This is a genomic window from Microbispora sp. NPDC088329 (genome assembly GCF_040685655.1).
Classification (GTDB): domain Bacteria; phylum Actinomycetota; class Actinomycetes; order Streptosporangiales; family Streptosporangiaceae; genus Microbispora.
Genome location: NZ_JBFBIP010000001.1, coordinates 594,217 through 615,943, shown reverse-complemented (window position 1 = coordinate 615,943; position 21,727 = coordinate 594,217). Strand labels below are relative to the sequence as shown.

The following is a 21,727-nucleotide window of genomic DNA, read 5'->3' as shown; positions in this document are numbered from 1 at the left end:
CTCGTCACGTGCCCGATCCGCCCCTGGGGCCTCTACGCCACGGTGCGGCCGGATCGCTGGGGACATGGGTGGTGATTCGAGCTCCCAGCATCGGCCAGGTCAGGTCGTCCTCACGCACCAGGACACCGCTGACGCGGCCGGCCAGGGCGAGCGACGCGGCGATCCTGTTCGCGACGGACTCGCCGGGGGCGCGATCGGGATCCAGCCCGAGCTCGGCGATGTGGGACAGGAGGCGGTCGGGGCCGGTTCCCCAGCGGTCCTCCGGGAACATCGGGTCGAAAGACGTGACGATCTCGCCGTCCACCGAATAGGAGAAACGGTCGTGCCCGTAATCGTGCCGGCAGACGGTGACGGCCTCGCCGCCGTCGCGTGACAACTCCCGCTGGAGTTCCTTGCGGGCGCCCTCCCACCCGCAGTACTCGTACGCCACGGTCCAGCCCGCCAGCCGTCTCACACCGATGATGTCGCAGCAGCCCTGGGTCTCTTCCACGCGTGCCATGACCTCGTCCTCGGAGAACCGCCTGATGTCGAGGGGGTCGGGGCTGAAGCGTTCGAGCGTCTCGGCGTCGCCGAGTCCCCTGACGAAGGTGATCGTGTAGATCTCGCCGAGCGGGGCGTCTCCGTTCTGCCAGAGATAGTCGGAGGGCATGGACTTCCGCATGTGAGGCTCCTCGAAGGACGACTCCCGAATCATGCCGATCGACGGTGACAATCCAGTGGGCCCGGCACCGCGAGGTGTGAGTGGCGTGCTCGGCGGTGCCCCGGCGACTCCCGGCCCTGAGCGTCTCGTTCGATGCGAGGAGCCCGGACGGCCGATTCGTGCCGCGCGACTTAGGATCGGGGCATGGCTTTGACCCTGGACGACGTCGGCCGCTTCGAGGCGGCCAGGCCGCGTCTGGAGGCCATCGCCTACCGGCTGCTCGGCTCCGCCGCGGAGGCCGAGGACGCCGTACAGGAGACGTTCCTGCGCTGGCAGGCCGCCGACGTCGGCCGGGTCGAGGTCCCCGAGGCCTGGCTGACGAAGGTGCTCACCAACCTGTGCGTCAACCAGCTCACCTCCGCGCGGGTGCGCCGCGAGACCTATGTGGGCCAATGGCTGCCCGAGCCGCTGCTCGCCGGCGACCCGATGCTCGGCCCGGCCGACAGCGCCGAGCAGCGTGAATCGGTCTCGTACGCGGTTCTCGCCCTCATGGAGCGTCTGTCTCCCAGTGAGCGGGCGGTGTACGTGCTGCGGGAGGCCTTCGGCTACCCGCACCGGGAGATCGCCGACATCCTCGACATCACCGAGGCCGCCAGCCAGCAGATCTTCCACCGTGCCAAGAAGCACGTCTCGGAGGGCAAGGCCCGCGCCCGGATCGACCAGGTCGCCGCCCGGCGGGTGGTCGAGGAGTTCCTGACGGCCGCCACCAGCGGCCGGATCGAGCCGCTGGTGCGCCTGCTCACCCAGGACGCCATCGCGGTCGGCGACGGCGGCGGGAAGATCCCGGCCCGCACCAAGGCGTTCGAGGGTGCCGTCGCGGTCGCGAAGTTCCTGCGGGGCCTGTTCAGACCGGCCGAGGTCAAGCGCGCCATGATCGGCGGCACGCCCGAGGTCCACATCTGGACCGCGAACGGCGACCCCGCCGTCGTGGCCGTCGTGGACGGCCGGGTCGTGGGCATCATGTGCCTGGAGGTCACCGCCGAGGGCGTCGCCGCGGTCCGCAACCAGATCAATCCCGACAAGCTCGAACGCGCGACCACGCGGTGGGCCGCCACCGACCACGGAGAACCCCTGTTCACGGCCCTCTGATCGCTATGTGAGGTGCTTCACACCACGATCCTGTCAGGAAACGGCGCGCTGTCCGGTTCAGGTGGCACATCGCGGAAGACAGGAGACGGGCATGCAGCACCGCATCATCGTCCTCGGAGCCGGATACACCGGAGCCATCGCCGCCGGTCGACTGGCCAAGCGGCTCCGCCGCGAGGACGTCGCCATCACGCTCGTCAACGCCGAGCCCGACTTCGTCGAACGCGTCCGCATGCACCAGCTGGCGGCCGGGCAGGATCTCACCCCCCGGCCGTTGGGCGAGATGTTCGCGGGCACCGGCGTCGAAGTCAGGCTCGCGAGGGTCACCGGCGTCGACGTCGACCGCAAGACCGTCGCCGTCGTCGACGCGAACGGCGCGAGCCCGACCGCGCCCGGGTCCGGCGCCGGCTCGATCGCGCCCGGGTTCGGCGCCGGCTCGATCGCGCCCGGGTTCGGCGCCGGCTCGATCGCGCCCGGGTCCGGCGCCGAAGAGCTCGCCTACGACACCCTCGTCTACGCCCTCGGCAGCGGCTGGAACGCGCAAGGCGTCCGCGGGGCCGCCGAGCACGCCTACGAGATCGCCGGCCGCGCCGGAGCGCTCCGGCTGCGCGAACGCCTGGCCCGCCTGACCGCCGGGCAGACCGTGGTCGTAGTCGGTGGCGGCCTCACCGGTCTGGAGGCCGCGGCCGAGATCGCCGAGACCCGTCCCGACCTCGACGTCACCCTGGTGGCCGACGGCGACCTCGGCGACTGGCTCTCGCCGAAGGGCCGCGAGCACCTGCGGAAGGTCTTCCACACGCTCGGGATCACCGTGCGCGAGCACACCGTCGTCACCGGCGTCGACGCCGATCGCGTCGTCACCGCCGACGGCACGGCCATCCCGGCCGCGGTCACCGTGTGGACCACCGGCTTCGCGGTCCACCCGATCGCGAAGGAGACCACACTGAAGGTCACCGGCACCGGTCAGATCGTGGTCGACGGGACCATGCGTTCCGTCTCGCACCCCGACGTGTACGCCGTCGGCGACGCGGCCATGGCGATGGGCCCGGGAAACAAGCCGCTGCGGATGTCGTGCGCCTCCGGCACTCCGGCCGCATGGCAGGCCGCCGACGCCATCGCGGCACGCCTGACCGGCGGAAAGCTCCCCAACGCGCCGATCCGCTACTTCAACCAGTGCATCTCGCTGGGCCGCAAGGATGGGCTGATCCAGTACGTCACGGCCGACGACCGGGCCGTGCTGGCGGTCCTGACCGGACGGCTCGCCGCCGTCTACAAGGAGCTCATCTGCAAGGGCGCGGCCTGGGCCGTGGCCAACCCGATGCTCGGGCTGCCGGCCCGGCGCCGCCCTGTCACGAGGGAACGGGCGGCGGCGGGCCACATCGTCAAGGAAGCGGCGTAGAGACGAGGCGACACCGTGGTCATCACCTCGTCCACCCGGCCACGGTCACTTCTGGAGCGGCCGGCGCGGTCGCCGCGGCATCGGCGGAAGCCCCGCGTCAGCCCATGCTTTTGGCGCCGTCCAGGGACTCGCGGATGATGTCGGCGTGGCCGGCGTGCTGCGCGGTTTCGGCGATGATGTGCATCAGCGCCCGCCGGGCCGACCATCGCGCGCCGGCCTCGAACCACGGGGCCTTCGGCAGCGGCCAGGTCACGTCCAGGTCGGGCAGGCCGGTCACCAGTTCGTCCGTACGGCGAGCCACCTCGGCGTAGCCGGCCAGCACGCCGGCGAGTGTCTCGCCGGGCAGCATCCGGAACTGGCCGGCCCACGCGGCCCAGTCGGCCTCGGTCATGGCGGTGGCGTCGCCCATCGCCGACGGGCCCTCCACGATGAAGTTCGCCCAGTTCCGCTCGGTCAGGGTGACGTGCTTGATCAGGCCGCCCAGGCACAGCTCGCTGGCGGTGGTCCGCCGCCCGGCCTGCTCGTCGGTGAGGTCGCGGGTGGTGAGGCGCAGGAAGTGGCGGGTCTTGGCCAGCATCGCCAGCAGGTCGGCGCGCTCGCCGCTGCCCGCCGGCGTGCCGGCGTGGTCGGAGGTGGCCGGCTCGTTGACGGTCACAATCGTCTGCCTTCCGTTGTTCCGCTCGGTCGAGGACCACGCTAGGAGCCATAACGGTCACTTTCTGACCTGAATCGACGAGACAATCGCGACCATGGCGAACACCAGCACGCGGACACTGCGGCTGCTCTCCCTGCTCCAGACCCACCGCTACTGGCAGGGCGGTGAACTGGCCGAACGGTTGGGAGTCTCCGTACGCACCCTGCGCCGGGACATCGACCGGCTGCGAGAGCTGGGCTATCCGGTCGAGGCGCAGCGCGGTGTCGACGGCGGTTACCAGCTCGCCGCGGGCGCCGCGCTGCCGCCGCTGGTGATCGACGACGAGGAGGCGGTCGCGCTGGCCGTGGGACTGCAGACCGCCGTCCAGGGGGCGGTGGAGGGCATCGCCGAGTCCTCGGTGCGGGTGCTGGCCAAGGTGGTGCAGGTGATGCCCACCCGGCTGCGGCACAGGGTCGAGGCGCTGCGGACGATGACCGTACCCGCCGGGTGGGACGGCCAGGCCGCGACGAGCGTCGACCCGGACATGCTCACCACGGTCGCGCTGGCGTGCCGGGACCATGAACGGCTTCGCTTCATCTACACCTCCGCGGACGGCCGGCGGACGGACCGGCAGGTCGAGCCGCACCGGCTGGTCCGTCTCGGCCGCCGCTGGTATCTGGTCGGGTACGACCTCACCCGGCACGACTGGCGGAATTTCCGGGTCGACCGGCTGGCCGAGCCCGAGGGGACCGGTTCCCGGTTCCGTCCCCGGGACCTGCCCGCCGCCGACGCCGCCGAGTTCGTCCGCGCCGCCATGGACAATCTGCCCCGTCCGTACCGGGTGGAGGCGCTCGCCGAGGCTCCGGCGGCCACCGTGCGCCAACGGATCGGCCACTGGTGCACGGTCGAGGAGGTCGACGCCGGACGCTGCCGGATCCGGATGGTCACCCACTCCTTGCACTGGCCGGCGATGGCACTGGGGATGGCCGGCGCGGAGTTCCGCGTCCTCGCCCCGCCCGAACTGCTCGACGAGATCCATGAGTGGGGGGCCCGGTTCCAACGGGCCTGCTGACACCCGGACTGGGAGTGGCTCTACCAGTCGCGTACCGCGTTCACGCCCGTGGCGAGCATGTCCGCCGCCGATTCGAGCCGTACGCCGAGAGCCGCTTCGGCGTCACTCACCATGACGTCGAGGGCGGCGAAGAGCTCCTCGCGTTCCTCGGTCTCGATGAACCCCGTCCGGCGGTCGAGCAGGTTGAAGCCCTCGCCGTACTCGCGGCCGATCTCGTACAGCCGGGCCGCGCGGTCCTCCGGAGAGCCGTCGGACAGGGCCGTGATCAGCGCCGCCCGTGTCTTCCTGTACTGCGCCACGGCCTTTCTGAAGCAGGTTCTGCTGATCTGCTCGCGGCCATCCCAGTCGCGCAACGGATTGCCGCGGTTCTCCGCGACCCACTCGGGTGTGCGGGCAGCGGTGATGTCGACGTAGGTGCCGTACGCGACCTGGGGGCGCCATCTCGACCGCATCGCCACGGCGTACTCGTGCGGGATGCTGCGCAGGCACAAGAACTCCAGCGCGGGAACGCGTTCGGGCAGCAGAGCATCGGGCGCGCTCATGCCGAAAAGATCGGTGATCCAGAGCTCTCGAAGCGATGCCAGCCGGTTGAGATGCGACGCGTGGACGAGCAGGCCGAGGTCGCCGGACAGGCAGAGCGTCCTCAGCTCGGGAAAGCGCTCGGCGAGCCGGTCGCAGTCGAGCGACTCGACCTGTGTGACGCGCAGGTGATGGATGTCTCGCCGGGGTTCGCCGGGGTCGTACGTCATCCGGTCGAGGTCGGCGCCCGTGGTGATCATCTCGCGCGGATCCGGCCAGGGGCCACGCTCGCCCCTGTCCCAGCGCCTCTGCCGAGCGAGCTGGTCGCCGAGCCGCCAGCCTATGGAGTAGCTCTGTGAGGGCGTGGTGCGCAACAGCGGCAGCGTGCCGATGACCTTGTAGCTGCGTGGAAGAACCCACTCGTGATTGCAGTGGGACAGGCCGTCGGCCCAGTTGGCATGCGTCAGCACCAGGGGTGACACCTCGCCGAGGTCCGCCACCGAGGCGGGCTCCGGCCCCGACCAGTCCAGCTCGAGCACTCCCGCCGTCCGCCAGTCCGGATTGAGGTCGGTGATCTGTGCGGCCGTCCACGCGCCGAGAGACTCGGAGAATGTCGCCACGATGTCCCCCGGTGATATCGGCCGCGGGGGCGAGGTCGGTTTCCGGCCGGTCATGTCCGAAGGGTAGTCGGCAAATGGATCACTCGCACGATGCTCAGTCGTCGGCCGGCTGGATGGGGAAGTTCGCGTGGAACAGGTTGTCCGGGTCGTAGGCGCGTTTGACCTGCCGCAGCCGGGCGAGGTTGGTGGCGCCGAACGCGTCGAGCAGCCGCTCGGGCCGGGTGTCGGTGTCGAAGGAGAGGTAGAGGCCGTCGGTGTACGGCGCGACCTCGGCGTCCCATGCGGCATTCAGGGCCGGCTGCGCGGCGCCCATGGCCGTGAGCAGGAAGTTCTGGTGCCGGTGCGGATACGCGGTCGTGTCGGGAGCCAGGTCGTGCGCGGCGCCACCGGTGGCCCGTATCTGCAGGAAGTAGGACAGGCCGGAGCGCGCCATTCTGTCGAAGGCGCGGCTCACGTCCCCGTCGAGATGGGTGACAAGGCCGGAACGTACGGCGGGGCTGCCGCCGCCGGTGTGGTGCTTTTCGGCCGGCTGCACCACGCCCGCATAGGGCAGCACGTATCCCTGGTGCCCCAGCAGCGGGCCCGCCTCGGCGAGCCGTTCGAGCTCGCTCACCGCGGCCTCGGTGTCCGCTCCGGCGTACACGGTCATGAGCTGGGCGACCGCGTCCTGGCCGCGGCGCGCCGGGGAGAGGATGAGGAAGCTCGTCAGCTCACGCGGGGCCTTCTCCACGGCCGCGCCCCAGCGCTCGAGCAGCCCGGCCGTGTCACTGGCGTCCAGGGTCATCTGGGAGAAGACGACGTCGCCGAGCTCCATCGCCTCGACCTCGACCCAGGTCACCACTCCGAGGTTGCCCCCGGCGCCGCGCAGGCCCCAGAACAGGTCGGGGTTCTCCTCTTGGGAGGCACGCAGCACCCGCCCGTCGGCGGTCACGACCTCCGCCGCGACGACGTGGTCGATCGTCAGGCCGAATTTGCGCCCGAGCAGGCCGACGCCGCCCGTCGTCGCGAGGCCGCCCACGCCCACGCCGCCGAAATCGCCCGAGCTGATCGCCCATCCGCGCGGCGCCAAGGCCTCGGCCACCTCGCCCCAGGTCGCGCCCGCGCCCAGCCGCACCCGGCGCGTGGCCGGATCCACGACTTCGACGGCGTTGAGCGCGCCGACGTCGAGCACGATGCCGCCGTCGTTCGTGGAACGGCCGCTGATCCCGTGCCCGCCGGAGCGTACGCCGAGCGGCACGTCCTGGGAGCGGGCGTACGCGAGGCCCTCGACGACCTGGCCGGCCGTCCGGGGACGCAGCACCAGGCCGGGAGACCCCGCGCGCAGGTAGTTGTGCCGCACGGACTCGTAGGCGCGGTCGCCGGGCTCGACGGCGTCGGCCGCGAGGCTCGCCGGCACGTTGTCGTAGTCGATGCCGTCGCGGCGCAGCGCGATCGCGGCGGCGCCGCGGCGGGCGGCCGCGGAGACGGTGCCGGCGGCCGCGCGCTCGCGTGCCACCGCCTCCCGTACGGCGGGGGCGATCTCCTCGCCGTACACCTGGATGAGCCGCGGGTCGTCCGTACCCAGGATGAACGTGCCGACGCCGTCCTCCAGCGCCAGAGCGGTCAGCTCCTCCACCCACTGCCCGACCGGCCCCCGCAGGAAGCCCTGACGGGCCTCGGTGACCGCGCCACCGATGTTCAGCAGGCGGCGCACCTGCGCGGGGTCGCGCCCGGCCTCCTCGGCGGCCTCGTCGATGATCGTGTTGCCGCGCCGCAGGTCGCCGTCCTTGAGGTAGGCGAGCGAGGGCAGCCAGCCGTCGGCCTCGCGCGCCACCAGGCGCAGCATCCGCGGCTTGTAGGCGCCGAGCCAGATCGGGATGTCGTGCGCGGGGGCCGGGCCGCGCTTGGCCCCGGCGACGTGGTGATGCTCGCCGTCGACGCGCAGGATGCGGCGCTCGCTGACGTCCCAGATGCCGCGGATGATTTCGATGGCCTCCTCCAGCGCGGTCACGGACTCGGCCGGCGTCAGGCGGGTGCCGCCCATCGACTCGATCGCGTCCCAGAAGCCGCCCGCGCCGATGCCGAGTGCGAACCGGCCGCCGGAGAGGAGGTCGAGCGAGGCCGCGGCGCGGGCCAGCACGGCCGGCGGACGCAGCGGCAGGTTCAGCACGTTGCCGGAGACCGTGATGCGCTCGGTGCGCGCGGCCACCCAGGACAGCAGCGTCCAGGTGTCCAGAAAACCCGGCTGGTACGGATGGTCCTGGAAAGTCGCGAGATCCAGTCCGGCGGCCTCGGAGACCTGTGCGAGCCGGACCGGCCCCTGGGGGTCCTTGTTCTGCGGGGTGAGGAACGTGCCGAAGGCCAGTTCGTGGCCGTAGTCCGTCATGCCGGGCCTCTCCGAGAAGTAATCTGTCGAACAGACGATATGCGGCACAACTTATCGGAGCATCATCGTATTCCGGGTTAGAGTGGATGATGTGACCACTCGCGAACCCGCCGACTCCACGACGTCGTCATCGCAGGGTTCGTCATCACACGGTTCGTCATCACACGGTTCCGTGCTCGGGTGGTCCCTCACCGTGCTGCTGCGGGAGTGGAGCGCGCGGGTCGAGGACGCCTCACGCGACCTGCCGCACGGCGTGCGCGGTTACCAGGTGCTCTCCGCGGTCGTGCACGACGCCCCGCCCACGCAGGCCGCGCTCGCCGCCCGCCTCGGCATCGACCGCACGGTCATGACCTATCTGCTCGACAAGTTCGAGGGGTGCGATCTCCTGGAGCGCCGGCAGGACCCGTCCGACCGCCGGGCGCGGCGCATCGTGCCGACCGACCACGGCCGGCGGGTCCTCGCCGAAGTGGACGCGCGCGTCGCGCAGGCCGAGGACGAGTTGCTCTCCACCCTCCCGCCCGAGGACCGGCATGTCCTCCGGGCGCTGCTGGAGCACGCCGCGACCGGGGCGGCCCCCGGCGAGGACCGCTGCGCCGCCGTCGCGAGATCGGCCGGACTGACACAGGAGGCATGACCCGGTCCGGCGCGTCCCGGCCCGTCGACGTCCGTCAGTCGGTCCGTCTGCCGTGGAGCTCCGCGGTGGCCTCCAGATACGCGTCGGCGGCGCGGGCGAAGTAGTCGAACAGGACGGCCCGCTGCTCGGGCGAGTAGCCCTGGACGATGGCGCCGATCTTACGGCGGGCCGGGGCCAGCGCCTCGTCGAGGCCGCCGGGCTGGGCGAGGAGTTCGACGATGACCTTGCGGCGGTCGTCCGGGTCGGGCGCGCGGCGCACGTAGCCTGCCTGCTCGAGACGGTCGATCAGCCGGGTCGTGGGCCCGGTGGTCAGGCCGGTGCGCCGGCCGAGCTCGCCGGGGGTCATCGCGCCGCCCAGCCCCAGGATGTTCAGCGCGTACAGGTCGGTCGCGCCCAGGCCGACGGCCTTGGCACCGGCGTGACCGTGCAGCATCACGGCGCTGAGGTAGCGCCGGTACACCGCTCCCGCGTCGTCGGCTGTTGACACGACCTCACTCCTTCCTTAATCTCTTCCTCAGAAAAGAGAAATCTTTCGAAAAGTAAATGCTGCAAAGAAGCTATCACGAGAGGGTATGGCTCATGAACGCCTCCGTCGCCGCCGACACCGCCGCTGTCACCGCCGTCTTGGACCGTCTCACCGCCGCCTGGAACGCCGGGGACGGCGCCGCCTACGGCGCTGAGTTCACCGCGGACGCCACTTACATCACCTACGTCGGCACCCTCTACGTCGGCGGCGCCGAGATCGGCAGCGCCCACCAGGCGCTTTTCGGCAGCTTTCTCAAGGGCACCCGGCTCGCCTGCGAGATCGTCGCTATCCGCTTCGCCGGCCCGGACACCGCTCTGGTCGTCACCCGCGGCGACGTCCACAAGGGCAGGCCCGGCAAGCTGGGCAAGATCCAGACCTACACGCTGGTCCGCCAGGCGGACGGCGGCTGGAAGGTCGCCGCCTTCCAGAACACCAAGCACAAGGCCCTCATGGAGGCCATCTCCTTCCGGGCTCAGCCCGCAACCAAGCCCGCCGCCTGATCAGCACCGACCGGAGGAGGACTCCCATGGCCCGTCTCGCCGTGGTCGGCGCCACCGGCCGCACCGGCCGCCTCGTCGTCGAACGCGCCCTGGCGGCCGGGCACCACGTGACCGCCGTCGCCCGCCGCCCCGAGAACCTCGGCCTCGACCATCCGCGCCTCACCCGCAGCGCCGCCGACGTGCTCGACCCCGGCGCGCTCCGCGACGCCCTCACCGGACTGCGTGTCGTGGTCTCCGCGCTCGGCTCGGCCGGGCGGGGACCCACCACCGTCTACTCGGCCGGGACGGCCGCGATCGTCGCGGCGCTGCCGCCGGACGCCCGTCTCATGGTGATCTCGTCCGCCGGTCTCGCGGTCCCGGCGGACGCCGGACCGGGAACCCGGCTGCTCGGACGTGTCCTGCATCGCCTGATGCGGGACACGTACGCCGACATGGCCCGCATGGAAGAGCTGCTCGCCGGGAGCGGCCTCAGGTGGACGGCGGTGCGGCCGACCGGCCTGACCTACCGGCCTGGCACGGGCCGTCCGCGCGTCTCGATCGGCGCGACCGGGCGGGTCGGCGACCGTACCTCCCGCGCCGATCTGGCCGCCTTCGTGGTGGACCGCCTCGACGACCCGTCGACCTTCTGCCGTCCCGTCGCGGTCTCGTCCTGAGCGCCGTCGCCATGGCTCGCGTGCTCGCTCGTTCCTCAGTCCGGACCGGTGGCGCGCCCCTCAGGCTCGCTCGATGTCACGGGGCGTGCGGTCCCCGATACGAGAGGGTCTCGCTGTAGACGATGTTGGTGGTGGTGCTGCCGAACTGCGCGAGCTCGTCCACCACCTTCTCCAGGTGGGCCATGGAGGTCGCGGCGACCTTGAGCGTGTAGCAGTCGTCGCCGGTGGTGCGCAGGCACTCCAGGATCTCCGTACGCTCGCCGAGCAGCCGGTGCAGCGGCTCGTGCCGGCTGCCCGGATATTTCAGCCGCACCACGGCGAGCACGGCGTATCCGGCCTTTCCCAGGTCGACGACCGCGCGGTAGCCGCTGATGACGCCGGCCGCCTCCATGCGCCGCACCCGCTCGGTGGTCGCGGAGGCGCTGAGGCTCACCCGCCGGGCCAGCTCGGTGAGCGGTACGCGGCCGTCGCGCTGCAGCTCGGCCAGGATCGACCAGTCCGTCGCGTCAAGACTCTCGGCCATCGGCCGAATATACCGTGGAATTCACGGCGAAACCGCCTCCAACCAGGGGGTTCTTTCTTCCGGACGGCCTGTTCGACTGAATACGCTGGTCCGGTGAAATTAGGCGTCAACGTCCCGAACTTCGGGCCGGGCACCCGGCCGGACGTGCTGCGGGGCTGGGCCGAGACGGCCGAGGGGCTCGGGTTCGACCTGCTCATGGTCTCCGATCACGTCGTAGTGACCCCCGACGTGGCCGAGCAGTATCCCGGGCCGTTCTACGAGCCCTTCACCACGCTGTCCTGGCTCGCCGGGATCACCACCCGGATCAGGCTCGGCACCACCGTGCTGATCCTGCCCTACCGGCACCCGCTGCTGACCGCCCGGATGGCGGCCAATCTCCAGGACCTCAGCGGGGGACGGCTGGTTCTCGGCGTGGGCGTGGGCTGGGCCCGGCAGGAGTTCGAGGCGCTCGGCGTGCCGTACGGGCGGCGCGGCGCGCTCACCGACGAGCACCTGCGGGCGATGCGCCTGGCCTGGCAGGGGGAGGAGGACTACCGGGCCGGGCGCATCCCGATCTGGGTCGGCGGCGGCGGCGACGCCGCTCTCCGCCGGGCGGTGCTCCTCGGCGACGCCTGGCACCCGCTGCGTTTCACGCTCCCGTGGCTCGACGAGCGGATGGGCCGGCTGGCCGCGGTGGCGGAAAGCCTGGGGCGCCCCGTCCCCGTCCTGGCCCCGCGCATCCTGCTGCGGATCACCGGCGCACCCGTGAGCGGCGAGGGACGCCGGGCCGGTGAGGGCACCATCGACCAGGTCATGGACGACCTGGAACGGCTGCGTCTCCTGGGTGCGGAGACCGTGCTCCTCGATCCCTTTTGCGGGGACCCCGAGGAGACGAACCATCCGGAGACGGCCTGGCACATGCTCGAAACAGTGGCCGCGTACACGAAAGCGGAGCATTCATGACACCCCACGACGAGAAGTTCCTGCGCAGGGCTATCGAGCTGGCGGCCGGGGCCCGGGCGGGCGGTAACCCGCCGTTCGGCTCGCTGCTGGTGGGCCCGGACGGCGACGTGCTCGCCGAGGAGCGCAACACCACGCTCACCGATTCCGACATCACGGCTCATCCCGAGCTGAAGCTCGCCCGCTGGGCCGCCCGCGAGCTCGACTCGGCCACCGCGGCCGGTACGACCATGTACACGAGCTGCCAGCCGTGCGGCATGTGCGCGGGCGCCATCGAGCGCTCCGGGCTCGGCCGGGTCGTCTTCGCGCTCTCCGGCGAGCAGCTCGGAACGCTCAAGCCGCCCGCCGGCCCATCGTCCTTCCGGCAGGAGGGGCCGGCGCTCTTCGAGGAGGCACGCGTACCGGTCGAGGGCTACTACGTCTGACGGCGGTGCCGCCGGACGCCCCGGCCGGCCCGCGAGACCGGGGCGGGGCGTCCGTCAGCCGGCGTCCGGCACGAAGGACAGGTTGAGCACGCCGGTCTTGAACGTCTCGGACTTCACCAGCTTCAGCTTGTGCGTGGGGCCGTCCTCGAACAGCCGCTGGCCGTGGCCGACGACGATCGGGTGGACGAGCAGGTTCAGCTCGTCGAGCAGCCCGTTGTCGAGGAGCCACCGCACGGTCGTCGCGCTGCCGGACATCTGGAGGTCGCCGCCCTGGATCTGCTCCTTGAGCTCGCGCAACCGGGCCGCGACGTCGCCGTTGACGACGGTGGTGTTGTTCCAGTCCGCCTTCTCCAGGGAGTTCGACACGACGTACTTGGGGGCGCTGTTGAAGACCGCGGCGATCTCCGGGTCCTGGTCCGTCGTCGTCCAGTAGGCGGACCACTCCTCGTACAGCTTGCGGCCCATCAGCATGCCGGCCGAGGTCTGCATGCCCGCCTGGATCACGGCGCCCATCTCGTCGTTCCAGTACGGGAAGTGCCACTGGTCGGGCGACTCGACGACGCCGTCGAGGGAGATGAAGAAGTTCGCGACGATCCTGGCCACTTGCTTTGCTCCTCGTGTCGTATAACTGACTGCGAATGAAAGGCTAGGGGGAAGCCCTCGCCCCGGTCTTGTACAAAAACGACACCGGCCGTACGGCGCCGCGATCACTTTCGGCGGAGCCGCCAGAGCATGTAGGCGGCGACGGACGACGAGTCGCTGACGACGCCGTCGAGGATCATCTGCTCGAACTCGGTGCGGTGCACCCACCGCTGGCGCATGTCCTGCTCGGTGTGCTCGCGGCGGGGCTCACCCCTGGTGAGGCCGGTCGCCCAGTAGACGTGCAGCCCCTGGTCGGTCATCCCGTGGGCGCTGTCCATGCGCCCCAGGTAGCGCAGCCGGTCGGCCAGGAGCCCGGCCTCCTCCACCAGCTCACGCCGGGCTTCGTCCTCGCGAGTGTCCGCCTAGGCCACTCCCTGGGGAAAGCTCCACGAGCGGCGGCCGATCGGATACCGGTACTCCTCCACGATGTGGAAGCCGTCGTCCTCTTCCGGCACGATCAGGACGAAGTCGGGCCTGACCACATACCCGTACAGGCCGGGAGACCCGTCAGGGTGCTCGACCGCGTCCTCTCGCACCGTCATCCATGGATTGCTGTAGACGATGCGAGAGGAGACCTGCCGGATCACGGGCTGCGCTTCGGTCATGTGGCCGGATACTACCCACGCTCCGGCCCGGCGGCGGGGCGTCGTCGGCCGCGACGATCACTTCTCCCCGGGCTCGAGAGCGACGGGCTGGTAGGCGAGGGACAGCACGCCGGTCGAGAAGGTCTGCGAGGACGTGAGCTTCATCGGGATCTCCAGGCCGTCCTCGAACAGGCGCTGGCCCTTGCCGACCACGAGGGGATGGACCAGCAGCCGGAGCTCGTCCAGCAGGTTGTGCCGCAGCAGGGAGCGCACGAGGTTCGTGCTGCCGCTGATGCCGATGGTCCTGCCCGGCTGCTGCTTGAGCTTGGTGATCTCCTCGGCGAAGTCGCCGTTGACGAGCGTGGAGTTCTGCCACTCGACCGTGTCGAGGGTCGATGAGACGACGTACTTCCGGACGTTGTTGATGAAGCCGGCGAAGGGGTCGTCCGCGTCGGTCTTGCCCGGCCAGTAGGCCGCCCAGGCCTCGTACATGACCCGGCCCATCATCATCGCGTCGGACTCCGTCATCAGCGCGCCGACGGCAGCGCCCATCTCGTCGCTGAAGTACGGGAAGTGCCACTGGTCGGGCGACTCGACGACACCGTCGAGGGACATGAAGAAGCTGGCGACGATCCTGCGCATTCGGGTCTCCTCTGTCTCGCGTTCGGGTGACTCAAGATTCGCAGCCGACCAGATCGATTGTCAAGACAGTTTTTTTTGTCGGTTCTCCACGGCTTGGTCCGGGGCGGGCGGCACAGCCTTTCCGGCTACCGCCCCACTGCTGAGGCGGTCGCGCGGTCAGACGAACGTGAGCGTCATGGCGTCGGTGTGTCCCGACCAGTTCAAGGTCAGGCGCCAGCAACCCGCCTTGGGCAGGTCGACCGACGAGGGGCCGGCGCCTCCCGTGATCTCGCGGGTCACCGAGGTCGCCGTCCCGTCGAGGCGCGCCTCGATCGTCAGCGGCCGCATCGGCTGCTGCGGCAGCCGCGAGACCCACAAGATCTTGGTGCCGTCGTCGGGATCGGACGACGCCTTCGGCGGATACTCGAACAGCACGGCGAGTATGTCGCCGCGCTCGCCGAACACGTGCGGAACTCCCGATCCATCGTCGCTGAAGCCCGCTCGCGCCCAGGTCGGCAGCGCGTCCCTGCTGACGGTGGACACGCACGAGCCGGACGGCCGCCGGGCGTCCCGGTGCTCGGGCGCCTGGCCGCCGGCCGAGCACCCGGCGGTCACGACGAGCGCGCCGAGGGCATAAAGGCCACGTCTGATCACCACACCGACCTCCTCATGGAGGGAGCCCGCGGTCCGTCCCGGCCCGCGTGCGGGACGACGGCGGGAGCCCTCATCGGGAACGTTGCGGCGGCTCCCGGCCTGCGAACGTCGTCCGCACCGGCGGCAGGGCTCTGCCCGACCGGCTCCGCGTCCACGTCCGGGACCGCCGCGATGTCGTTCTCCATACGGCCGGGGGCCGCGCGAGGTTCCATCCGGCGGCGCATCCACGTCCGCGACGACGAGCGGCGCGGCTGCCGGCCCGGGTACATGCCGTTCACGCGACCGGCGGCACCCGCCGGCCCGCCGCCCGAATCAGCGAGCCGGGGACGTGGGGTAGCGGGACAGGACGGCGGCGCGGGCCGGCGGGGCGGTCACCCTCGCGTCGCAGGTCCACAACGCGCCGTCGGCCGGGGCCGGGTCGTCGAGGCCGTACCGCGCCGAGGTCACCAGCAGCCGTGTCCCGTCCTGACCGCCGATCGCCACGGACGACGGTTGCCGGCACGGCAGGCGCACCACGCGGTCGATCTCGCCGTACGGACTGACGCGCAGGACACGGGACTCGCCCCAGATCGCCGTCCAGAGGAAGCCTTCGTCGTCCACCGTCATGCCGTCCGGGCTCGCGCCGTCCAGACGGATGAGCGGTTCCGGGGCGCCGAGCGCTCCGGTGCGCGGGTCCAGGGGATAGGCGCTGACGACGCCGCGCGCGCTGTCCGCGAGATACAGCCTGGTGCCGTCCGGGGAGAACGCGGGCCCGTTGGCGACGGTCACTCCGGTCAGAGCGGTGACCACGGTCCCGTCTGGATCGACCCGGTAGAGGCTGCCCGCCCCCGGCGTGCCGTCGTAGGCCATACTGCCGGCCCAGAAGCGGCCCACCGGATCGGCCGCGCCGTCGTTCATCCGGCAGCGCACGCTCTTGCCCGCTTCGGGGCGCGCCAGCCAGTCCGCCGTGCCGTCAGGGCCGAGGACGGCGACGCCCTCGCCGACGGCCGCGATCCAGTGCCCGGGGCGGTCCCTGAGCGGGGCGACCGCGCCCAGCGGTTCTCCGCCGGTGCGCAGCAGCGGCGTCAGGGACGCGCCGGGTCCTTCTGAGACCTCATACAGCGCGCCGTCGAGGATGTCCACGACGACCCAGCGGTCTCCGAGCCAGCGGGCGCCCTCGCCGAGCTCGAGACCGGCCTGGACCAGCATTCGCGCGCTGTCCGCGAAAGCCGTCATCGCAGTGTCTCCCCTTCCGGCAGGGCCAGCGCGGGCAGCTCGGCCCGGGTGGGCAGGCCCTCCCAGTCTCCGGCGCAGGCCACGGAGGCGGCGCCGAGCAGGGTCGCCCGTCCGAGCCGGCCGTACGCGTCGAGCCCGTCGAGCCGCCCGGACAGGTATCCGGCGGTGAACGCGTCGCCCGCGCCGACGACGTCCACGACGGGCACCGCGCGAGCGGGGACGTCGAACGAGGTCCGCGCGTCGTGGTAGCTCGCGCCCGCCGCGCCGCGTTTGACGACGACCTCCTCGACACCGGCGTCCAGCAGGGCCGCCACGCGGTCGCGTTCGCCGTCGCCGTCCGCCACGAGGTCCAGCTCGTCGTCGGACGCGATCAGCACCGTGACGTACGGCAACAGCGGGCGCAGCGCCCGCGCGGCGGCCTCCCGGGTCCACAGCAGCGAACGGTGGTTGACGTCGAGGCTCACCCAGGCGCCCGACCGGTGCGCCTGCTCGGCGGCGGCGGCGACGGCCTCCAGCGGCGCGGGACCCAGCGCCGGCGTGATGCCCGTGACGTGCAGGCCCGCCTGGCCCGCCTCGACGGCGGGGCGCACCTCGTCCCACGACAGCGTCGAGGCGGCCGAGTCCCTGCGGTAGTAGTGCACGCGGGCCCGGGCCCCGGCCGCCACGTCCCGGAGCAGCAGGCCGGTCGGGGCGTCCGCGCGCCGCACGACGTGGTCGGTCAGCACGCCCTCGGCCCGCAGCGTGCGCAGGACCAGCTCGCCCGGCTCATCGTTCCCGAGGGCGCCGGCCCAGCGGGCGGAGTGTCCAAGGCGGGACAGGGCGATCGCGACGTTGGCCTCCGCGCCGGCGACGGACACCCGCGAGTCGCCGCCGAGCCGTAGCGATCCGGCGCAGCGGACCGTGACCATCGCCTCGCCGACCGTCAGAACGTCCGCCCTCACGAAGCGCCCACCAGGTCGAGCGCCTTCCTTACCCGGCGGCGCAGGCCGTCCAGGTCGCCGCCGCGCGGGGCGTCGCCGAGCAGCGGCGAGCCGAGGCCGACCGCGACGGCGCCGGCCTCCAGATAGGCGTGCACGCTGTCGAGGCCGACGCCGCCGACCGGAACGAACGGCACGGCGGGGAACGGATCGCGCAGCGCGCGCAGGTAGGAGGCCCCTCCCACCGAGGCGGGGAAGAGCTTGACGGCGGCGGCGCCCCGCGCGGTCGCGGCGATGACCTCGGTGGGGGTCATCGCCCCGGCGAGCACGGGCAGTCCGAGGCGCAGCGCCTCGTCCACTCCTTCGCCCAGGCCGGGCGTGACGACGAACGTCGCGCCCGCGTCCCTGGCCGCGACGGCGTCCCGCGCGGTCAGCACGGTCCCGGCGCCGAGGTGCACGCCCGCACCCAGGGTGGAGGCCGCCTTCCGGATGACCGACAGCGCGTCGGCGCCGCTGAGCGAGACCTCCATCAGGGTCACGCCCTCCTCGGCGAGGACGTCGATGCTGCGCAGCACCGCCGCCGGGTCGTCGCCGCGGACGATGGCCAGGAGGCGCCTGGTCGTGAGGAGGTCGAGCAGATCGTGTGGTTGCACGCCGGTCACCATTCTGCGAAGGAGTGGTCGGGGTAACGCCAGATCGGAGAGCGCCAGGTGTGGCCCCGCTTGTCGGCCTCGCGCACCGCGGCCTCGTCGACCACGATGCCCAGCCCGGGCCCGGTCGGCCGGGAGATCCGGCCGTCGGTGAAGGCGAAGACGGACGGATCGACCAGGTAGTCCAGCAGTTCGTTGCCGTCGTTGTAGTGGATGCCGATGCTCTGTTCCTGGATGAGGAAGTTGGGGGTCGCGAACGCCACCTGGAGGCTGGAGGCCAGGGAGATCGGTCCCAGCGGGCAGTGGGGAGCGAGCAGGGCGCCGAACACCTCGGCCTGGGCGGCGATGCGGCGGACCTCCGAGATGCCGCCGGCGTGGGACAGGTCGGGCTGGGCCACGGCGACGCCCGCCTGGAACGCCGGCAGGAAGTCCCAGCGGGAGTAGAGCCGCTCGCCCAGGGCGATGGGGATGTTGGACGCCTCCACGAGACTGCGCACCTGGGGCATCGACTCCGGCACGACCGGTTCCTCGACGAACAGGGGCGTGAGCGGTTCGAGCAGCGGCAGCAGCCGCCGGGCGTTCGCATAGGACACCCGGCCGTGGAAGTCGACCGCGACGTCGCGGCCCGGGCCGAGCGCCTCGCGGACCGCCGCGACGCGGCCGATGACCTCGTCGATCTCACCCGGGCCCGCGATGGGGGACATGCGGCCGCTGGCGTTCATCTTCACCGCGGTGAAGCCCGCCTCGACCTGGCGGCGGGCCTCATCCTCGATCTCGCCGGGCTCGTCGCCGCCGATCCAGGCGTACGCGCGGACGTGGTCGCGTACGGGCCCGCCGAGCAGTTCGTGGACGGGGACGCCGCGTGCCTTGCCGGCGATGTCCCACAGGGCCTGGTCGAGGCCGGCGACGGCGCTGGCGAGCACGGGTCCGCCGCGGTAGAAGCCGCCCTTGGTCATGACCTGCCAGTGGTCCTCGATGCGCAGCGGGTCGGCGCCGACGAGCAGCTCGGCGATCTCGCCGACAGCCGCCCTGACCGAGCCGGCCCGTCCCTCGACGACCGGCTCGCCCCAGCCGACGTGTCCCTCGTCGGTCTCCACCCGGCAGAACAGCCACCTGGGCGGAACCAGGAACGTTTCGATGCGCGTGATCTTCACCGGTCTCCCTGGAGGCGGGCCGCGCGGTCGACGTCGGCCATGGACTTGTCGAGCAGCGCGAGCGCGCAGGTTCTGGCGGCCTCGCCGTCCCCGGCCCGGATGGCGTCGAGCAGGGCGCGGTGGCTCGGCACCGGGTCGTCGGCGGTGACGACGTCGTGGACGATGCGGTCCCGTTCCGCGAGCACGGACTCGATGACGACCTCCATGCGGACCAGGAGCTCGTTGCCCGTCGCGGCCAGGACGGCGCGGTGGAAACGCAGGTCGGCGGAGGCCGCCTCGGCCGGGGTCGTGGCCGCGGTCATGTCCTCCAGAGCCGCCTCGAGTTCGGCGAGGTCGGCGTCGGTGCGCCGGTCGGCGGCCAGCGCGGCGGCGGCCGGTTCGAACATCTGCCGCACTTCGGCGAGCTGCCCGAGCATCTCGTTGCCCCGGTTCTCGAACTCCCAGCTGATCACGTCGGGATCGAGCAGGTTCCACTCGCTGCGGGGGCGCACCACCGTGCCCCGCTTCTGCCGGGAGTCGACCAGGCCCTTGCCGGCCAGCACCTTCAGCGCTTCGCGCACCACGGTGCGGGACACCTGCAGCTCGGCCTCCAGCTCGACCAGGTCGATGCGCCCGTTCTCGGCGAACTTCCCGGTGACGAGGCGGCGGCCGATGATCTCGACGACCTGGCCGTGGATGCCACGCCCTTTGTAGGTGCTCATGCTCTGCGGTCATCCCTCTCAGGAGGAGTTCTTCGTCGCGCTCCAGCCGCCGTCGACGACGAGGGTGGTGGCGGTGATGTAGGACGCCTCGTCCGAGAGCAGGAAGGCGATCGCCGCGGCGACCTCGGCGGGCTCGCCGAACCGCTTGGCGATCGTGGCCTCCACGCTCAGGCGCCGGTCGTCCTCCGCCACACGGTCCCACGCGGGGGACATGATCGGCCCGGGCAGCACGGTGTTGACGCGTACGCCGGGGCCGTAGTCCACGGCGAGCTGGCGGCCGAGACCCACCAGCGCCGCCTTCGTCGCGGCGTACGCCGGGTGGCCGGGCAGGCCGACGAGGGCGTGCACCGACGAGACGAGGACGACCGCCCCCGACGTCGCTTTCAAATCCTCGTGTAGCGTGCGAAAGGCCAGGTAGGAGGCGGTGAGGTTCACTTCCAGCTGCCGGTTCCACGATGCCGCGCCCAGGTCGTGGACGGGTCTCACGTCCACGACGTAGGCGTTGCTGACGAGGTGCCGCACCGGGCCGTACTCCCGGTGGGCGACGCGGCGGAGTTCCCCCCACGCGCTCTCGTCGCTGACGTCCATGCGCACGAATCTTGCCGTGCCGCCCGCCTCGACGACAGCCGCGGCGACGTCCTCCCCTGCCGGGGAGATGTCGCACAGCAGGACGGGCGTGCCCGTCGCGCCGAGGCGCCTGGCGGTGGCCGCGCCGATGCCGGAGGCGGCGCCGGTCACGACCGCGCAGCATCCGGCCTCCGTGGAAGGTCCGGGGAGGTTCACGCCGCCACTCTACGATAAGTGTTTTTTTATGACAATTTATTGACAGGCGCGTTACGCCCGCCTCATCATCTGGAACGTGGCGCAGCGCGCCCTACCCGGTGGCGTCGCCAACCGAAGACAGACTCATGGGAGGCCATTCGTGGCATCAGTTCGACTCACGGCGATGCGGAGCATCGCCCTGCTGGCCGTCGGCGCCGTGCTCGCCGCCTGCGGCCAGACCGCCGGGTCCGGCGGCGCCTCGGGCGCGAAGGAACAGCTGCGCGTCGGCGTGATCTACCTGGACTCGCAGGGCTTCTACGCCGGCGTGAAGAAGGGCATCGAGACCGCCGCCGCCCAGGACTCGCAGCTCAAGCTGCTGGGCAACAACGCGCAGGGCGACGCGGCCAAGGAGTCCTCGTTCATGTCGACCCTGGTCGCCTCCAACGTGGACGCGATCATCACCTCGGCCGTCTCCGCCACGGCGTCCACCCCGGCGATCGCGGCGGCGAGCAAGGCCGGGATCCCGGTCGTCTGCTACAACACCTGCATCAACGACGCGGACGCCAAGAAGTACGTCTGGGGCTACGTCCTGTCCGACCCGTACGTCTTCGGCAAGAAGCTGGGTGAGCAGGCCGGCACGTACTTCACCTCCCAGAAGATCGACAAGCCGAAGATCGCGATCCTGAACTGCGACTTCGTGGAGGTCTGCAAGGAGCGCAAGCGCGGCTTCAAGGACGGCCTGGCCGAGTCGGTGCCGGGCGCCCAGTACGTCGCCGACCAGGAGGGCGCGGTCGTCGACAAGGCCACTCCGGTCGCCGAGAACATCATCACCGCCAACCCCGAGCTCGACGCGTTCTACGCCGTGGCGGGCGGCGGCACCCTGGCCGGCATCAAGGCCGTCACCACGCGCTCCCGCGTAGGCAAGACCGTCGTGTTCGGCAGCGACATGACCGTCGACATCGCCAAGGCCCTGGTCGACGGCAGCATCCTCAAGGCGGAGATCGACGTCCCCGCGCAGACCGTGGGCAAGCTGGCCTACGAGGCCGCACGCAAGGCGTCGAGCGGCGCCAAGAACGACTCGTTCGTCATCCCGGTGGACCCGGTCCTCTACACCGCCGACGACAAGGCCACCAACGAGAAGTGGCTGACCGAGCACGCCGACGGGATCCCGTAAGCCGTCCCCCTGTCAGAGGCGCAGTCCCCTGTCCCCACCGAAGGCTCCCAGGAAGGCT

25 protein-coding genes and 1 pseudogene are annotated in these 21,727 nt (G+C 71.5%); 9 read left to right on the top strand and 17 right to left on the bottom strand.

Going from position 1 to position 21,727, the window contains the following annotated elements:
• Positions 1 to 4: 4 nt before the first annotated feature.
• Positions 5 to 661: a DUF6461 domain-containing protein gene (locus AB0O28_RS03060; RefSeq protein WP_363635643.1), complete on the bottom strand. Its 657-nt coding sequence runs from the start codon at positions 659 to 661 to the stop codon at positions 5 to 7.
• A gap of 183 nt (positions 662 to 844) precedes the next feature.
• Here AB0O28_RS03060 and AB0O28_RS03055 point away from each other — a divergent pair, with 183 nt between their 5' ends.
• The gene (locus tag AB0O28_RS03055) at positions 845 to 1,789 is read left to right on the top strand and encodes an RNA polymerase sigma-70 factor (RefSeq protein ID WP_363635641.1); all 945 of its coding nucleotides are present in this window, start codon (positions 845 to 847) and stop codon (positions 1,787 to 1,789) included.
• A gap of 91 nt (positions 1,790 to 1,880) precedes the next feature.
• Positions 1,881 to 3,185: an FAD-dependent oxidoreductase gene (locus AB0O28_RS03050; RefSeq protein ID WP_363635639.1), complete on the top strand. Its 1,305-nt coding sequence runs from the start codon at positions 1,881 to 1,883 to the stop codon at positions 3,183 to 3,185.
• A 97-nt stretch (positions 3,186 to 3,282) separates the two neighbouring features.
• Here AB0O28_RS03050 and AB0O28_RS03045 read toward each other — a convergent pair whose 3' ends face one another.
• Complete coding sequence (locus AB0O28_RS03045; protein WP_363635637.1) at positions 3,283 to 3,840, bottom strand: DinB family protein; 558 nt, start codon at positions 3,838 to 3,840, stop codon at positions 3,283 to 3,285.
• A 94-nt stretch (positions 3,841 to 3,934) separates the two neighbouring features.
• Between AB0O28_RS03045 and AB0O28_RS03040 the strand changes: the two genes are divergently transcribed.
• Positions 3,935 to 4,891, top strand: a complete 957-nt coding sequence (locus tag AB0O28_RS03040) for a YafY family protein (protein ID WP_363635635.1) — start codon at positions 3,935 to 3,937, stop codon at positions 4,889 to 4,891.
• 20 nt (positions 4,892 to 4,911) lie between these two features.
• On the opposite strand, the gene AB0O28_RS03035 is transcribed toward AB0O28_RS03040, so the two are convergent.
• Both AB0O28_RS03035 and AB0O28_RS03030 read right to left on the bottom strand, forming a co-directional pair.
• Positions 4,912 to 6,030, bottom strand: coding sequence for a hypothetical protein (locus AB0O28_RS03035; RefSeq protein WP_363635633.1), 1,119 nt, complete (start codon positions 6,028 to 6,030; stop codon positions 4,912 to 4,914).
• A 94-nt stretch (positions 6,031 to 6,124) separates the two neighbouring features.
• On the bottom strand, positions 6,125 to 8,395 hold the full coding sequence (locus AB0O28_RS03030) for an LLM class flavin-dependent oxidoreductase (RefSeq protein WP_363635631.1): 2,271 nt from the start codon (positions 8,393 to 8,395) through the stop codon (positions 6,125 to 6,127).
• Positions 8,396 to 8,567: 172 nt separating this feature from the next.
• Between AB0O28_RS03030 and AB0O28_RS03025 the strand changes: the two genes are divergently transcribed.
• Positions 8,568 to 9,029, top strand: a complete 462-nt coding sequence (locus AB0O28_RS03025; RefSeq protein ID WP_363635628.1) for a MarR family winged helix-turn-helix transcriptional regulator — start codon at positions 8,568 to 8,570, stop codon at positions 9,027 to 9,029.
• 34 nt (positions 9,030 to 9,063) lie between these two features.
• Here the strand turns inward: AB0O28_RS03025 and AB0O28_RS03020 are convergent, their stop codons facing one another.
• Positions 9,064 to 9,516: a MarR family transcriptional regulator gene (locus AB0O28_RS03020; RefSeq protein ID WP_363635626.1), complete on the bottom strand. Its 453-nt coding sequence runs from the start codon at positions 9,514 to 9,516 to the stop codon at positions 9,064 to 9,066.
• 92 nt (positions 9,517 to 9,608) lie between these two features.
• Between AB0O28_RS03020 and AB0O28_RS03015 the strand changes: the two genes are divergently transcribed.
• Positions 9,609 to 10,055, top strand: a complete 447-nt coding sequence (locus AB0O28_RS03015; RefSeq protein ID WP_363635624.1) for an SgcJ/EcaC family oxidoreductase — start codon at positions 9,609 to 9,611, stop codon at positions 10,053 to 10,055.
• Between the two features lie 26 nt (positions 10,056 to 10,081).
• Entirely contained in the window at positions 10,082 to 10,708 is a 627-nt protein-coding gene (locus tag AB0O28_RS03010; RefSeq protein WP_363635622.1) for an NAD(P)H-binding protein, read from the top strand.
• Between the two features lie 76 nt (positions 10,709 to 10,784).
• On the opposite strand, the gene AB0O28_RS03005 is transcribed toward AB0O28_RS03010, so the two are convergent.
• Positions 10,785 to 11,231 carry an Lrp/AsnC family transcriptional regulator gene (locus tag AB0O28_RS03005; protein WP_363635620.1) on the bottom strand — a complete coding sequence of 149 codons (447 nt, stop codon included), beginning with the start codon at positions 11,229 to 11,231 and terminating at the stop codon, positions 10,785 to 10,787.
• Between the two features lie 93 nt (positions 11,232 to 11,324).
• Here AB0O28_RS03005 and AB0O28_RS03000 point away from each other — a divergent pair, with 93 nt between their 5' ends.
• Positions 11,325 to 12,173 carry an LLM class flavin-dependent oxidoreductase gene (locus tag AB0O28_RS03000; RefSeq protein ID WP_363635618.1) on the top strand — a complete coding sequence of 283 codons (849 nt, stop codon included), beginning with the start codon at positions 11,325 to 11,327 and terminating at the stop codon, positions 12,171 to 12,173.
• Positions 12,170 to 12,595, top strand: a complete 426-nt coding sequence (locus AB0O28_RS02995) for a nucleoside deaminase (RefSeq protein WP_363635616.1) — start codon at positions 12,170 to 12,172, stop codon at positions 12,593 to 12,595. The genes AB0O28_RS03000 and AB0O28_RS02995 overlap by 4 nt, the downstream gene beginning before the upstream one ends.
• Positions 12,596 to 12,649: 54 nt before the next feature.
• Here AB0O28_RS02995 and AB0O28_RS02990 read toward each other — a convergent pair whose 3' ends face one another.
• The 11 genes and pseudogenes from AB0O28_RS02990 to AB0O28_RS02940 all read right to left on the bottom strand — a co-directional run bounded on the left by AB0O28_RS02990 (position 12,650) and on the right by AB0O28_RS02940 (position 20,516).
• Positions 12,650 to 13,198 (bottom strand): dihydrofolate reductase family protein, encoded by a 549-nt coding sequence (locus AB0O28_RS02990; protein WP_363635614.1) that lies wholly within the window; start codon positions 13,196 to 13,198, stop codon positions 12,650 to 12,652.
• 104 nt (positions 13,199 to 13,302) lie between these two features.
• A pseudogene (locus AB0O28_RS02985) lies at positions 13,303 to 13,572 on the bottom strand (NUDIX hydrolase); the annotation flags it as partial.
• Positions 13,573 to 13,599: 27 nt separating this feature from the next.
• On the bottom strand, positions 13,600 to 13,842 hold the full coding sequence (locus AB0O28_RS02980; RefSeq protein ID WP_363635612.1) for a hypothetical protein: 243 nt from the start codon (positions 13,840 to 13,842) through the stop codon (positions 13,600 to 13,602).
• A 57-nt stretch (positions 13,843 to 13,899) separates the two neighbouring features.
• Positions 13,900 to 14,463, bottom strand: a complete 564-nt coding sequence (locus AB0O28_RS02975; RefSeq protein WP_363635610.1) for a dihydrofolate reductase family protein — start codon at positions 14,461 to 14,463, stop codon at positions 13,900 to 13,902.
• 156 nt (positions 14,464 to 14,619) lie between these two features.
• A complete protein-coding gene (locus AB0O28_RS02970) occupies positions 14,620 to 15,099 on the bottom strand; it encodes a hypothetical protein (protein ID WP_363635608.1) in 480 nt (159 codons plus the stop codon).
• A gap of 309 nt (positions 15,100 to 15,408) precedes the next feature.
• Complete coding sequence (locus AB0O28_RS02965) at positions 15,409 to 16,311, bottom strand: SMP-30/gluconolactonase/LRE family protein (protein WP_363635606.1); 903 nt, start codon at positions 16,309 to 16,311, stop codon at positions 15,409 to 15,411.
• A complete protein-coding gene (locus AB0O28_RS02960; protein ID WP_363635604.1) occupies positions 16,308 to 17,252 on the bottom strand; it encodes a sugar kinase in 945 nt (314 codons plus the stop codon). The genes AB0O28_RS02965 and AB0O28_RS02960 overlap by 4 nt, the downstream gene beginning before the upstream one ends.
• On the bottom strand, positions 17,249 to 17,881 hold the full coding sequence (locus AB0O28_RS02955; RefSeq protein WP_363635602.1) for a bifunctional 4-hydroxy-2-oxoglutarate aldolase/2-dehydro-3-deoxy-phosphogluconate aldolase: 633 nt from the start codon (positions 17,879 to 17,881) through the stop codon (positions 17,249 to 17,251). The genes AB0O28_RS02960 and AB0O28_RS02955 overlap by 4 nt, the downstream gene beginning before the upstream one ends.
• 5 nt (positions 17,882 to 17,886) lie before the next feature.
• Entirely contained in the window at positions 17,887 to 19,032 is a 1,146-nt protein-coding gene (gene dgoD / locus AB0O28_RS02950; protein ID WP_363635600.1) for a galactonate dehydratase, read from the bottom strand.
• Positions 19,029 to 19,733, bottom strand: coding sequence for a FadR/GntR family transcriptional regulator (locus AB0O28_RS02945; RefSeq protein ID WP_363635598.1), 705 nt, complete (start codon positions 19,731 to 19,733; stop codon positions 19,029 to 19,031). Before AB0O28_RS02945 ends, dgoD begins: the two co-directional genes overlap by 4 nt.
• Before the next feature lie 18 nt (positions 19,734 to 19,751).
• Positions 19,752 to 20,516: an SDR family oxidoreductase gene (locus tag AB0O28_RS02940; RefSeq protein WP_363635596.1), complete on the bottom strand. Its 765-nt coding sequence runs from the start codon at positions 20,514 to 20,516 to the stop codon at positions 19,752 to 19,754.
• A gap of 163 nt (positions 20,517 to 20,679) precedes the next feature.
• Between AB0O28_RS02940 and AB0O28_RS02935 the strand changes: the two genes are divergently transcribed.
• Positions 20,680 to 21,669 (top strand): substrate-binding domain-containing protein, encoded by a 990-nt coding sequence (locus AB0O28_RS02935; protein WP_363635594.1) that lies wholly within the window; start codon positions 20,680 to 20,682, stop codon positions 21,667 to 21,669.
• The last annotated feature ends 58 nt before the right edge of the window (positions 21,670 to 21,727 follow it).